This window comes from Qipengyuania gaetbuli, assembly GCF_020171365.1.
In the GTDB taxonomy this organism is placed as follows: Bacteria; Pseudomonadota; Alphaproteobacteria; order Sphingomonadales; family Sphingomonadaceae; genus Qipengyuania; species Qipengyuania gaetbuli_B.
Map to the genome: position 1 here is coordinate 983,401 of NZ_JAIUZO010000002.1, position 13,216 is coordinate 996,616.

General features: G+C 66.6%; 14 protein-coding genes. 8 read left to right on the forward strand and 6 right to left on the reverse strand.

What is annotated here, in order from left to right:
• Positions 1 to 2 precede the first annotated feature (2 nt).
• The 4 genes from LCL94_RS05395 to LCL94_RS05410 form a co-directional block, all read right to left on the reverse strand.
• Entirely contained in the window at positions 3 to 305 is a 303-nt protein-coding gene (locus LCL94_RS05395) for a hypothetical protein (protein WP_224831315.1), read from the reverse strand.
• 11 nt (positions 306 to 316) lie between these two features.
• Positions 317 to 988 (reverse strand): glutathione S-transferase family protein, encoded by a 672-nt coding sequence (locus LCL94_RS05400; protein ID WP_160608332.1) that lies wholly within the window; start codon positions 986 to 988, stop codon positions 317 to 319.
• 75 nt (positions 989 to 1,063) lie between these two features.
• Positions 1,064 to 1,501 (reverse strand): hypothetical protein, encoded by a 438-nt coding sequence (locus LCL94_RS05405; protein ID WP_224831316.1) that lies wholly within the window; start codon positions 1,499 to 1,501, stop codon positions 1,064 to 1,066.
• A 72-nt stretch (positions 1,502 to 1,573) separates the two neighbouring features.
• A complete protein-coding gene (locus tag LCL94_RS05410; RefSeq protein WP_224831317.1) occupies positions 1,574 to 1,939 on the reverse strand; it encodes a hypothetical protein in 366 nt (121 codons plus the stop codon).
• Between the two features lie 99 nt (positions 1,940 to 2,038).
• On the opposite strand from LCL94_RS05410, the gene LCL94_RS05415 reads away from it, so the two are divergent.
• From LCL94_RS05415 to fghA, 6 genes are all read left to right on the forward strand, one after another.
• Positions 2,039 to 3,145, forward strand: coding sequence for an S-(hydroxymethyl)glutathione dehydrogenase/class III alcohol dehydrogenase (locus LCL94_RS05415; protein ID WP_224831318.1), 1,107 nt, complete (start codon positions 2,039 to 2,041; stop codon positions 3,143 to 3,145).
• Positions 3,145 to 3,501, forward strand: coding sequence for a cupin domain-containing protein (locus LCL94_RS05420; RefSeq protein ID WP_224831319.1), 357 nt, complete (start codon positions 3,145 to 3,147; stop codon positions 3,499 to 3,501). Before LCL94_RS05415 ends, LCL94_RS05420 begins: the two co-directional genes overlap by 1 nt.
• A gap of 61 nt (positions 3,502 to 3,562) precedes the next feature.
• Entirely contained in the window at positions 3,563 to 3,943 is a 381-nt protein-coding gene (locus tag LCL94_RS05425; RefSeq protein WP_160608337.1) for a VOC family protein, read from the forward strand.
• A gap of 10 nt (positions 3,944 to 3,953) precedes the next feature.
• Positions 3,954 to 4,331 carry a VOC family protein gene (locus LCL94_RS05430; protein ID WP_224831320.1) on the forward strand — a complete coding sequence of 126 codons (378 nt, stop codon included), beginning with the start codon at positions 3,954 to 3,956 and terminating at the stop codon, positions 4,329 to 4,331.
• Positions 4,319 to 4,834 (forward strand): prolyl-tRNA synthetase associated domain-containing protein, encoded by a 516-nt coding sequence (locus tag LCL94_RS05435; RefSeq protein ID WP_412070789.1) that lies wholly within the window; start codon positions 4,319 to 4,321, stop codon positions 4,832 to 4,834. The genes LCL94_RS05430 and LCL94_RS05435 overlap by 13 nt, the downstream gene beginning before the upstream one ends.
• Positions 4,831 to 5,670 carry an S-formylglutathione hydrolase gene (gene fghA, locus LCL94_RS05440; RefSeq protein ID WP_224831321.1) on the forward strand — a complete coding sequence of 280 codons (840 nt, stop codon included), beginning with the start codon at positions 4,831 to 4,833 and terminating at the stop codon, positions 5,668 to 5,670. The genes LCL94_RS05435 and fghA overlap by 4 nt, the downstream gene beginning before the upstream one ends.
• A 6-nt stretch (positions 5,671 to 5,676) precedes the next feature.
• On the opposite strand, the gene LCL94_RS05445 is transcribed toward fghA, so the two are convergent.
• A complete protein-coding gene (locus tag LCL94_RS05445) occupies positions 5,677 to 7,059 on the reverse strand; it encodes a DcaP family trimeric outer membrane transporter (RefSeq protein ID WP_224831322.1) in 1,383 nt (460 codons plus the stop codon).
• A 146-nt stretch (positions 7,060 to 7,205) separates the two neighbouring features.
• On the opposite strand from LCL94_RS05445, the gene acs reads away from it, so the two are divergent.
• Positions 7,206 to 9,140, forward strand: coding sequence for an acetate--CoA ligase (gene acs, locus LCL94_RS05450; protein WP_224831323.1), 1,935 nt, complete (start codon positions 7,206 to 7,208; stop codon positions 9,138 to 9,140).
• 5 nt (positions 9,141 to 9,145) lie between these two features.
• Positions 9,146 to 9,781 carry a response regulator transcription factor gene (locus LCL94_RS05455; RefSeq protein WP_224831324.1) on the forward strand — a complete coding sequence of 212 codons (636 nt, stop codon included), beginning with the start codon at positions 9,146 to 9,148 and terminating at the stop codon, positions 9,779 to 9,781.
• Here LCL94_RS05455 and LCL94_RS05460 read toward each other — a convergent pair.
• On the reverse strand, positions 9,751 to 13,113 hold the full coding sequence (locus tag LCL94_RS05460) for a PAS-domain containing protein (RefSeq protein ID WP_224831325.1): 3,363 nt from the start codon (positions 13,111 to 13,113) through the stop codon (positions 9,751 to 9,753). The genes LCL94_RS05455 and LCL94_RS05460 overlap by 31 nt on opposite strands.
• Positions 13,114 to 13,216 lie beyond the last annotated feature (103 nt).

Genomic DNA, 13,216 nt, shown 5'->3' on the forward strand with positions numbered 1-13,216 from the left:
CGCTAAATTTTGGGGGGAGCCTCGTCGGGGATCTCTTCGTCACCACGAGGACTGCCGAAGAAAATATCGGTTAGTTCGCCGAGAAAACCGTGGAACACCTTCCAAACGAACCAAAATAGAAAACCAAACGCGACCATTCCCAGGCCACCGAGCGCGTCTTTTTTGGTATAACCCCACCCGAAACCGAACAGGAAATCACTTGCCGCCGCCATGGCAAATATGGCGGCCAGAGCGATCCACGCCGGAATGAAGAACTTGCCGAAAGTGCCGATCGATCGATGGCGCCGTTGAGCGTCGGTCTCCATGCTTGTCCGCCTCACAAATCCAGCGCCGCGTATTCGCGGGGCGGGGGCAGGCCTTCCATCTTCTCGCTCAGCAGCGGGCGGAAGCTCGGGCGGCTCTTCATGACCATGTACCAGTCATGCGCCTGGTCGTGGCCTTTCCAGTCGATCGCGCCGAGGTAGTCGACCACCGATAGCTGCGCTGCGCAGGCGAGGTCGGCGAGGCTCAGCGTAGGTCCGGCCAGCCATTGCCGCGTGTCGACCAGCCAGTCGATATAGTCGAGGTGGCCGTGCAGCAGCTTGCCCATTTCGCGCAACACGCGCCCGTCGGGCGACTGGCGCAGGACGAGGCGCTTCTTCATCTTCTCGTGCAGCGCGGGCGCGGTAACGTCGCCATAAAGGTTCTCGTCGAACAGGCTCACCAGCCGGCGGATTTCCGCGCGCTGGAGGGCATTGCCCGAGATCATCGGATTGCGATCGACCGTTTCCTCGAAGAATTCGCAGATCGCCTGGCTGTCGCTCAGCGCAACACGGCGGCCCGGGTCATGGAGCACCGGCGTGCGTCCGGCGGGATTGAGATGCCACAAGGCATCGCGCGCCTCCCACGGGTTTTCCCGCACGAGTTCGTAAGCGATCGACTTTTCGCCCATCAGCAAACGCAGCTTGCGGCTGAAGGGACACAGGGGAAATTGGTGGAGCTGCCACATGCTTCACCGCCTATGCGACAGCAGCGCGCGCCCGTCCACCGGGCAGGCGCATTTTGGCGGAAATTTACCCGTGGATCAGCGCTGGGGCGGGAGAGCCTGTTCGAAGCGCTTGGCCATGGCGCGCAATTCGGGGGCCATCGCCTCCATTGCGCCGGCCAGCGCGCCCATGGCTTCCATGGCGCGGGGCAGGTTTTTCTCGATCTCTGCCGGAACGCGCGAAGAGCCGGGCGCGAGCGAGCGGATCGTCATGCCCTTGTCCATCGCCGGGGCTTCCTCGCCCGCGATATCGGCCAGTGCCTCGGTTAGCGGGGCGATCGGCAGGTCGAGCAGCACTTCACCCATGGCGCGCGCCATCATCGCCAGTTCCTGCTGGCGCACGGGGTCCGACAGCTTGTCCGACATCTGTGCAAGCGAGGTCTCTTCCGCCTCTTCGGGCGTCAGCAGCTGCGCATCCTGCGCAAGGGCGGGCAGCGGCATGGCAGCGGCAAGGATGGCAATCGGAATAAGGCGCATGGAGTGTCCCCGTGGTTCTGCGACGCGGGCGTGGTAGGCGCGCCGCGCTGAGCGAAAGCTGAACGCGTGCCCTTAAAGGCCCGAGGCGTCGAGCATCAGCAGGCAGGCGGGCATGACCGCGTGGAGCGAGGCAGGATCGCTGCCCAGCGCCGCGCCTTCCGCCATCACCAGCGAGCGCATCGCCTCGCGGTCGGCGCCGGTCTCGTCCATCAGCCGCGCGGTCGAGCGCACGAAGAATTCCAGCCCGCGCTCTTTCAGGTCCGGATAGCGGGCCATGGCCTCGTCCCCGTCGGCCTGTCCGCGCGCGACGATGGCGAAGGCGGCTCCGCAGCGTACCGAGGCCTGCTGCGCGGCGTCGAGCTGCGGCGGTGCGGGCGCATCCTGCGCGGCAAGCGGGGTGGCAAGGCCGAGGGCGGCGATAAGGGCGAGCTTGTTCATGCCCGCCGCCCTACCTGCTTGCCAATGAACCGCAAGCAACTTGGCTTGCAGCGGGTGCGCCCCGCTCCTACCCACGCGGGCAAAGAGGAGATTCGATCCATGAAAACCCGTGCCGCCGTCGCCTTCGAAGCCAAGCAGCCGCTCGAGATCGTCGAACTCGACCTCGAAGGCCCCAAGCCTGGCGAGGTGCTGGTGGAAATCATGGCGACCGGCATCTGCCACACCGACGCCTATACGCTCGACGGGCTGGACAGCGAGGGGATCTTCCCCAGCGTGCTGGGCCACGAAGGCTGCGGCGTGGTGCGCGAAGTCGGCGCAGGGGTAACCTCGGTAAAACCGGGCGATCACGTCATTCCGCTCTACACGCCGGAATGCCGCCAGTGCAAAATGTGCCTCTCGGGCAAGACGAACCTGTGCAGCGCGATCCGCGAAACACAGGGCAAGGGCCTGATGCCCGACGGCACGACGCGCTTTTCCTACAACGGCAAGCCGATCTACCATTACATGGGCTGTTCGACCTTCTCGAACTTCACCGTCCTGCCTGAAATCGCGGTCGCCAAGATCCGCGAGGACGCGCCCTTCGACACCACCTGCTACATCGGCTGCGGCGTCACCACGGGCGTGGGCGCGGTGGTCAACACCGCGCAGGTCAAGCCGGGCGACAATGTCGTGGTCTTCGGCCTCGGCGGGATCGGCCTCAACGTCATCCAGGGCGCGAAGCTGGCCGGGGCCGACCGCATCGTGGGGGTCGACATCAATTCGTCGAAGGAAGAATGGGGCCGCAAGTTCGGCATGACCGACTTCGTCAATCCCAAGGACGTCGGCAATGTCGTCGAAACGCTGGTCAACATGCTCGACGGCGGGGCGGATTACAGCTTCGACTGCACCGGCAATACCGCGGTCATGCGCGATGCGCTGGAATGCTGCCACAAGGGCTGGGGCACCAGCATCATCATCGGCGTGGCGGAAGCGGGCAAGACGATCGAGACCCGCCCCTTCCAGCTGGTGACGGGCCGCAACTGGCGCGGCACTGCCTTCGGCGGGGCCAAGGGCCGCACCGACGTGCCCAAGATCGTCGACTGGTACATGAACGGCAAGATCGCCATCGACCCGATGATCACCCACCGCCTGAGCCTGGAAGAAATCAACAAGGGCTTCGACCTGATGCACGCGGGCGAAAGCATCCGCGCAGTCGTGGTCTATTGATGCCCGCCAAGGTCAATCTCGACGACAAGTTCGGGCAGTTCACCGAGCAGTGGGCGCCCCGCATCGCGGCGCGTTTCAACGGCAACGAGGTGCGCCTGTGCAAGGTCGAGGGCGAGTATCACTGGCATAGCCACCCCGACACGGACGAGCTGTTCCTGGTGATCGAGGGCGCGCTGGAAATCGACTTTCGCGACCGGACCGAAACGCTCGGCCCCGGCGAGATGATCGTCGTTCCGCGCGGCACCGAACACCGCCCGCGCGCACCGCATGGCGAGGCGAAGCTCTTCGTCATGGACACCGAGGGCACGCCCAATTCGGGAGATCATGCCACGGCAAAGGTCGCGGTCGACATCTGAGCGCTTGCGCGCCCTGCCACCGCGCTTAAGGTGGCGAATCGAAACCTAAGGGAGAGAGCCCATGTACAGTCACATGATGGTCGGTTCGAACGACATCGACCGGTCGAAGAAGTTCTACGATGCGACCTTCAAGGCCATCGGCGGCCGCGAAGGCATCGTCGATGAAAAGGGTCGCCTGATCTACCTCCACAATGGCGGCGCGTTCCTCGTCACCAAGCCGATCGACGGCGAACCGGCCACGGCCGGTAACGGCTGCACCGTCGGCATCGGTATGACCCCCGAACAGGCCGATGCCTGGCACGCGGCCGGCGTCGCAGCAGGCGGCACCGCGATCGAAGACCCGCCGGGCGTTCGCGGCGAAGGCACGCCCAATGCCATGTATCTCGCCTACCTGCGCGATCCGGACGGCAACAAGCTGTGCGCGCTGCACCGGATGGGTTGAGCGGGCTTCGGTGTTCAATCACCTGACCATCGGCGCGAGCGACATCGAGCGCTCGCGCCGTTTCTATGATGCGACCTTCGCCGCAATCGGCGGCCCTGCAGCGCAGGACGATCCCAAGGGCCGGCTGGTCTATCGCCATGACGGCGGCGTGCTGGTCATAGGCAAGCCGATCAACGGCGAGCCGCCTACGGTGGCGAATGGCAATACCATCGGCTTCAGGGTCGCCAGCGCGCAAATGGTGGACGCCTGGCACGAAGCGGGATGCGCCAATGGCGGCATGACGGTCGAGGACCCGCCGGGGCCCCGTTCCAGCCCCTTTGGCGAGATGTACCTTGCCTACCTGCGCGATCCCGACGGGCACAAGCTGTGCGGAGTATGCTGGCTGTGATGCGCGGGGAAGAAGGCCTGCGTACCGACCTCGCGGCGCTCGCAATCCCCTTCGCCGAGCACGAGCACGAAGCGGTCTTTACCGTCGAGCAGAGCCGCCATGTCGATGCCGAGATACCCGGCGCGCATACCAAGAACCTGTTCCTGAAAGACGCCAAGGGTGCCTTCTGGCTGGTCACCGTGCCGGCCGAGGCGCGCGTCGACCTCAAGGCCCTGCCCGGTGCGATCGGCTGCAAGCGGGTGAGCTTCGGCAAGGCGGACGACATGGAGCGGCTGATCGGCATTGCCCCCGGCTCGGTCACCCCGCTCGCCATGATCAATGCAGCGCCCGGCAGCGTGACCTGCGTGATCGAGGCAGGACTTGCCGCAGCGCCCCGCATCAATGTCCATCCGCTTCGCAACACCGCGACGCTGGGGCTGTCCGGCGCTGACGTCTTGCGGCTGATCGGACATTGGGGCCATGCGCCGCGCGTCGCCGAAATCCCGGTGCAGGAGTCCGCATGACGCTCGAATACCTATCGCAGAACCGGGCCTTCGACGGCGACCAGTTCGTCCTCTCGCACCATTCCGAGGCTACGGGGACGGAAATGACCTTCTCGGTCTATGTCCCGCCGCACCTGCCCGGCGTGAAGCTGCCGGTGCTGTGGTATCTTTCCGGCCTCACCTGCACCCATGCCAACGTGACCGAAAAGGGCGAGTATCGCCGTGCGTGTGCCGAACACGGCATCGTCTTCGTGGCCCCGGACACCTCTCCGCGCGGGGAGGACGTGCCCGATGCGCCGGACGAATACGACTTCGGCAAGGGCGCGGGCTTCTATGTCGATGCGACGCAAGACCCCTGGAGCCGCCATTACCGCATGCGCAGCTATATCGAGATCGAACTGCCGCAGGTGGTCGCGAGCGAGTTCCCGGTCGACTTGTCGCGCCAGGCGATCACCGGCCACTCGATGGGCGGGCATGGCGCGCTCACCATCGGCCTGCGTGATCCGGGGCGCTTTCGCTCCATCAGTGCCTTCAGCCCGATCGTCTCGCCCAGCCGGGTGCCGTGGGGCGAGAAGGCGCTGTCACGCTATCTGGGCGACGACCGCGATGCCTGGCGCGCCTATGACGCGGTCGCTCTGATCGAGGACGGCGCGCGGCACGACCATATCCTGGTGGACCAGGGCACTGCGGACCAGTTCCTCGAGGAACAGCTGAAAACCGGCGCGCTCTCGCTCGCCTGCGCCAAGGCCGGCATGGCGCCGGAGATCAGGATGCAGGAGGGGTACGACCACTCCTACTACTTCATCTCCAGCTTCATGGCCGACCACATCGCCTGGCACGCGGCACGGCTGGGCTGAGGCTTCCTAGAAGGAATATTTCGCCGACAGCTGCAGCTTCTGCAGATTGCCCGAGGTGCCGTTTTCGAGCGTGCGTTCGGCGTACATGTACTCCAGCCCGATATCGACCGGTCGCACGGGCGAGTAGATGATGTTGGCGAACACGTTCCAGCTCTCGTCGGTCACTGCGCCGGTGGTCAGCAGGACCGGGTTGTCGGCCTTGAAATAGGACCCCGCCACGCTGGAGCGCAGCTTGTCCGACCACAGGTGCCGGTAGGCGGCAAAGCCCGAATAGGTGAAGATCGGGTCGAGGTCCCCGTCGAGGTCGAGCGCGGCATCGTTGACGATGTTGAGCCCGATGTAGCGGCCAAGGCCGTCGCCGACCGTGCCCATGAAGCGCAGATCGTCCCGCTCGCCCAGCGCCAGCTTGCCCGACACGCTGAGGCCGTAGCCGATCGCGCTGTCGCCATCGGAGCCGAGGTCGTCGTCGGAAATGCGCAGATTGCGCAGGATGCCGGCGGCGGTCACGCTGCCCCAGTCGCCCGACAGGTTATAGCGCGCCACGAAATCTGGCAGCGTGTCGTCCCCGCCCAGCACGCGCCCGCCCGCCGGCGTGGTCACGGTCGTCTCGGGCTGCTCTGCGGCAAGCATCAGGCCGCCGCTGGTGTAGCGGATCATCGGCTGGCGCACGAAGACCGTGCCCGGCGTCGTGCCGATGAAGTCGAGGCTGTCCGGCAGCGCGCCCACGTTCTGGAAGGTCGACCAGGCCTGGCCGAACAGCCAGTTGTCGTAAGTGATGAATGCCTGCCGCAGGCGCGGCTCGTAGCTGTTGGAAATCCGCTCGTCCCCGCCCGGCGTGACCATGAAGTCGAGCTCGATCTGCGAATTGAGCGTGTGCTCCGCGCCGACGTCGGTCGCGGTCTTGAAGATCAGGCGCGACTGGCGGGCGTTGTAGTCGGTGTCCCAGCCGGACCCGTCCCCGCCCACGGGGATCGCCCCGGGAATGAGGAAATCGCGCACGATATTGCCGCTGTCGACCTGCCCGCCGCTGGTGCGCTGCGAGATGGCGTCGAACTTGACGTAGCCGGCATAGGAAATGGTAGTGTTGCCCACGCGGAAGCCCTTGTCTTCCTGCTTCTTGGGCTCGTCGATCTCGGCGGCGAGTTCGGCCTGACGCGCCTGCAGCGCCTTCGTTTCGGCAAGCGCCTGCTGCGTGGCGGCGACGGCTTCTGCCTGCTGGCTGTCCATCTGCCCCTTTTGCGCATCGAGCCGTTCGACCAGTTGCATCACCAGCGCTTCCAGCCGGTCGAGCCGCTGCTCGACATCCGCATCCTGCGCCGCTGCCGGTGCAGCTGCCATGCACGTGCCTGCCAGCAGGCCTGCACGCAGTACGGTCCTCATTCCCCTCATCGCCATCGCAGCCTCCCTCGCTGTCATTTCAGGCAAGTATGGGCTGCAAGACACCGCAAAGGGTATGAGCGGATGGTCGTAAGACCTTCGTCTGAAAGCGCGAAGGGGCCTTGTGCTGCTATCACGAAGGCGAAGGGAGACGACCCATGCTCAATGCCGTCCAACGCCTCGATACGGCCCGCGAAACCAACTGCACGCCGGAAATGTACGAGCAGCTCTACCGCCGCTCGGTAGAGGATCCGGACGGCTTCTGGCTCGAACAGGCCAGGCGCCTCGACTGGGTCACGCCCCCGACCAGGGGCGGCGATTGGTCCTATGACCCGGTCGGCATCGAATGGTTTGCCGACGGCACGCTCAACCTGTGCCACAACGCCGTCGACCGCCACGTCGAGGCGGGCCGCGGCGATGCCACCGCGCTGATCTTCGAGCCGGACGATCCGGCCACCCCGGGCCGCAGCCTGACCTATGTGGAGCTGAAGGGCGAGGTCGTGCGCATGGCGAATGCGCTCAAGGGGATGGGCGTCAAGCGCGGCGACCGCGTGACCATCTACATGCCGATGATCGTCGAAGGCGTGCTCGCCATGCTGGCCTGCGCCCGCCTCGGCGCGATCCATTCGGTGGTCTTCGGCGGCTTCTCTCCCGAGGCGCTGGCCGGCCGCATCGAAGGCTGTGCCAGCCGCTTCGTCGTCACCGCCGACGAGGGCCTGCGCGGTTCGAAACGCGTGCCGCTGAAGGCAAATGTCGATGCCGCGCTGGCCGAACCCGATCACGACACGCCGATCGACGGCATGCTGGTCGTGCGCCACACCGGCACGGAGGTCGCCATGATCGAGGGGCGCGACCACTGGTATCACGAGCTTGCCAGCGACGAGGAATGCCCGTGCGAACCGATGGGCGCGGAAGACCCGCTGTTCATCCTCTACACCTCCGGTTCGACCGGCAAGCCCAAGGGCGTGGTGCACACCACCGGCGGTTACGGCGTGTGGACGGCGACCACCTTCAGCTATGTCTTCGACTATCGCCCGGGCGAGGTGTTCTGGTGCACCGCCGATATCGGCTGGATCACCGGCCACAGCTACATCGCCTACGGCCCGCTGCTGAACGGGGCAACGCAGGTGGTGTTCGAGGGCGTCCCCAACTACCCCGACCACGGCCGGTTCTGGGACGTGGTGGACAAGCACCAGGTCAACATCCTCTACACCGCCCCCACCGCGATCCGCGCGCTGATGCGCGAAGGCGACGCCTACGTGACCAACCGAAATCGTTCGTCGCTCCGCCTGCTCGGCACGGTGGGCGAGCCGATCAATCCCGAAGCCTGGCGCTGGTATTTCGACGTGGTCGGCGAGAAGCGCTGCCCGATCGTCGACACCTGGTGGCAGACCGAAACCGGCGGCGTGATGATCACGACGCTTCCCAATGCGCACGACATGAAGCCGGGCAGCGCGGGCAAGCCCTTCTTCGGCATTCGTCCGCAGCTGGTCGACAATGACGGCGCGGTGCTGGAGGGCGCGACCGAGGGCAATCTGTGCATCACGCACAGCTGGCCGGGGCAGGCGCGAACGGTCTACGGCGATCACGAACGCTTCGAGCAGACCTATTTCAGCACCTACAAGGGCAAGTACTTCACCGGCGACGGCTGCAAGCGCGACGAGGACGGGTACTACTGGATCACCGGTCGTGTGGACGATGTCATCAACGTCTCCGGCCACCGCATGGGCACGGCCGAAGTCGAAAGCGCACTGGTCAGCCATGCCAAGGTGAGCGAGGCCGCGGTCGTCGGTTACCCGCACGACATCAAGGGCCAGGGCATCTATTGCTACGTCACGCTCAATGCAGGCGAGGAAGGCTCCGATGCCCTCTATGCCGAACTGCGCGGCCATGTGCGCAAGGAGATCGGCCCGATTGCCTCGCCCGACCACATCCAGTTCACCGACGGCCTGCCCAAGACGCGCAGCGGCAAGATCATGCGGCGCATCCTGAGGAAGATCGCGGAGAACGATTACGGCTCGCTCGGGGATACCTCCACGCTGGCCGATCCAAGCCTGGTTGATCGTTTGATCGAAGGACGGCAGAACCGCTGACAGGCATGGCACAGCGCATCATCATCGCCGACGACCACCCGCTCTTCCGCACGGCGCTGGGCCATGCGGTGGGCCGGGTGTGGCCCGAGGCCGAAATCGTCGAGACATCGTCGGCCAAGGGCGCGCGCGAGGCGGTGGAGGCGGGGGCCGAAGCCCTGTTGCTCGACCTCCATATGGAGGATTCGAACGGGCTGTCGGCGCTGATGGACTTCCGCCAGGATTTCCCTGCACTGCCGGTCGTGATCGTCTCGGCGAGCGAGGAAGCGCGGGTCTACGCCGCCGCCAGCCAGCTGGGCGCAGCCGCCTTCATTCCCAAGTCCGCCAGCCTCGAGACCATGCGCGAGGCGCTGGCCTGCGTGCGCGAGGGCGAGAACTGGTTTCCCGAGACCGGCAGCGGACCGGACGAGGATTTGGCGAAGATCGCCAGCCTCACCCCCGCCCAGCGCCGTATCCTCGGCCAGCTCAGCGAAGGCCTGCTGAACAAGCAGATCGCCTATGAACTCGATATCAGCGAAGCGACCGTGAAGGCGCATATCACCGCGATCTTCCGCAAGCTGGGCGTGGTCAACCGGACGCAGGCCGTGCTGCTGGCCGGCAAGCTGGATGTCGATCAGGCGGTGGCGGACCCCGCGGCCGGCTGATCGCCGCCGGTTCCCCGCGCCACGCAATCCGAAATCAGTGCGCGCAGGGCTGCGGGCGATGACGGCTTGAGCAGTCGCTGGGCGCCCATGCGCGCTGCCGCCCGCTCGGTTTCCTCGCCCGCCTCTGCGGTCAGGAGGATGGCCGGAGGACGCTTGCCCCAGGCCGCGCATAGCGCCTCGTAGACCCCGTCGCCGCGCTCGTCCTCGTCGAGGCGGAAGTCCATGATGGCGACGTCGGGCGGTGTTCCGGCCACCTCCAGCGCCTGCGACAGGCCATGCGCGCAGGTCACGGCCAATCCCCATTTGCCCAGCAGCGCCGCCGTCGCGCTGAGCGCGGCGGGATCATTGTCGACCACGAGGATACGCGCGCCCGCCAGCGAGGATGCCGCTCGCCGCCGCTCGGGCTGCACCCGCGCGCCCCAGCGCAGCACCGGCAGGCGCACCGCGAACCGGCTGCCGCGCCCGACGACGGAGCGCGTCTCCACCTCCACTCCGAGCAGGGCGGTGATGCGCCGGACGATGGCGAGGCCGAGGCCGAGGCCTTCGCGGTCCTGCGTCCTGCCGCGCTGGAATTCGCCGAACATCCGCTCGATATCCTCGTCCGCGATGCCTGCGCCGGTATCGTAGACGCACAGGTCCACGTCGGCTCCCGCACGCCGCACGCCGAGCAGCACGCCGCCCCTGTCGGTATAGCGGATGGCATTGCTGAGGAGATTGCGCACCACGCTGCCAAGCAGGGCGCGGTCGGTATCGATCCACACGCTGGTGGGCACGCGTTTCAGCGCCAGCCCCTTGCTTTCTGCCTGCACCGAAAACTCGCGCATCATCTCGTCGAAAATCTCGTCGAGCGCGACCGGCTCGGGGCGCGGTTCGATACCGCCGCCATCGAGTTTCGAAATGTCGAGCAGTGTGCGGATCAGCCGGTCGGCCGAGGTAATCGACCCGTCGAGATCGCGCACCAGCCGTTCGAGCTGGTCGCGCCCGCGCACTTCCTCGCCCAGCGCCGAGGCGAACAGGCGCGCCGCATTGAGCGGCTGGATCAGGTCGTGGCTGGCCGCGGCAAGGAACCGCGTCTTCGAGCGCGTGGCCGCTTCGAGCGCGCTGTTCGCCTCGCTCAGCTGCTGCGTGCGTTCGGCGACCTTCTGTTCGAGCGCCTGTTCCGCCCGCCGGTCCGCCGTCACGTCGCTGTAGCTGGTGACGTAGCCGCCGCCCGGCGCGGGGTTGCCGACGATGCGCATGATCCGCCCGTCGTGCTGCTCGCGTTCCATCCGGTGGGTGCGTCCGGCGCGCATGTGTTCGAGCCGGCGGGCGACCTGCTCCTCGATCTCGGCATGCGGCACGCCGCCCTGGCGCAGGTTGAAGCGGATGAGATCGGCAATCGGCGTGCCCACGCTGGCAAGCGCGTCGGGCAGCGCGAACATTTCCTGGTAGCGGCTGTTCCACGCCACGAGGTTCATGTCGCTGTCGACCAGCGCCACGCCCTGGTCGATGTTCTCGATGGCCAGTTGCAGCAGGTCGCCGCTGAAGGTCAGGCGGCGGCTGGTCTCGTCGAACATGGCCACGACCTGTTCGAGCGGGACGGCATCGCCCTGCGCCCAGCTGGCGGTGAGCATGCGCGCGGACGACGTGCCGACCACGCCCGCGATCAGCCGTTCCGCCATGGCGAGCACCTGCTCATCGGCCGGGTCGCTGTCGCGGTAACCTTCGCCCAGCGCCTCTGCCGCGCGCCGCTGGCCGATGAACTGGGCCAGCAGCAGGCGGATGTCCGCAATGCGCTTGGCAGTAACGAAACCCGGCCGTGCGCCGGGCGGTGCGGTGCCGACGAAAGCCGCCGCCTGCGCGGCATCGACCAGCGTCTCGCGCCCGAAGGCAGAGCCTGCCCAATAAGCCGCGACATTGAAGCCGAGGCTGAGCAGCACGCCCGACACCAGCGGATCGGGATGGATGGCGAAAACCGGCGGCTGGTTCGTCGCGGCGGGCAGGATCAGCAGCACCGCCCAGCAGGCGAACCCGGCCAGCAGGCCGCTGGTCATGCCGGTCTTGTTGCCGTGGCGCGTCATCATGCCGAGCACGAGGCCGGGCGCGAATTGCGCCATGGCGGCAAAGGCCAGCGTTCCGAGGCCGGCGAGCTCCGCCGCTGCCCCGAAGCCGAGATAGAAGAGATAGGCGAAGAACAGCAGGCCGCCGATGACGAGGCGGCGCACCATCAGCAGGCGCAGCGCGAGCCGGGTGCGATCGCCTCCGCCGCGCAGTTCGCGCCGGAAGACCACAGGCAGCACGAGGTCATTGGTGATCATCGTCGAAAGCGCCACGCTGGCGACCACGATCATGCCGGTCGATGCCGCGAACCCGCCGATGAAGACGAGCAGGGCCAGCAGCTCGCTTCCCGAGGACAGCGGCAGGGCCATCACGATCATGTCGCCCGGCGTCTCTGCCGGAAGCGCGGACAGGCCCGCCAGCACGATCGGTACGATGACGAGCGAGGTGACCGCAAGATAGGCCGGGAAGACCCAGCGCATCGCCGCGCTGGCGCGGTCGGTCTGCGCCTCGACGAAGGTCATGTGGAACTGGCGCGGCAGGCACAGCGCCGCGCAGGCCGCGATAAGCGTCAGCACCGCAAAGCGGGCATCGAACTGCTGCGCGGAAAAGGGCGAGACCGCTGCGCCAGCACCGCCAGGTTGCCCCGCAAGCAGCACCATCGCGAATGCCGCCAGCGCCAGCAGCGCGAACAGCTTCACTGCCGATTCCACCGCGATGGTGAGCACCAGCCCGGCATTGTCCCCGGCGCGGTCGGCCCTGCGCGAACCGAACAGGATGGCGAACAGCGCCATGCTGCCTGCAACCAGCAGGACCAGCTCGTCGGGCGAGACGCTCGCTTCGAGTTCGGGATCAAGCGCGAGCAGCGATGTGCCGACTGATTGCAGCTGCAGCGCCATGTAGGGCAGCGAGCCGACTGTCGCGAAGATCGTCACCAGCGCGGCGACCAGCGCGCTCTTGCCGTAACGTGCCGAGAGGAAGTCGGCGATCGAGGTGGAATGCTGGGCCTTGGCCTGCGCAAGGATGCGCCGCACCAGCGGATAGCCGAGCGAGAAGACCAGCACCGGCCCGAGGTAAATCGGCAGGTAATGCCAGCCCGAACTTGCCGCCGAACCGACCCCGCCGAAGAAGGTCCAGCTGGTGCAATAGACCGCCAGGCTGAGGCCGTAGATCCAGTCGCGCCGGCGGGCGGAGACAGGGCGGCCGGTCTCGGCCAGCCGGTCCTGCCGCGACGCCAGCCAGAACAGCAGTGCCAGGTATAGCGTCGCCGTAACGATCGCCGTGCCGAACAGCATGGACCTCTCCCTTCCCCCGCGTGCAGCCTATCGAAACTGCCGCATCATGCAAGAAAGGGCGGCGCCGCGCGGCACCGCCCTTCCTCTGCGACTGTCCCGAAGG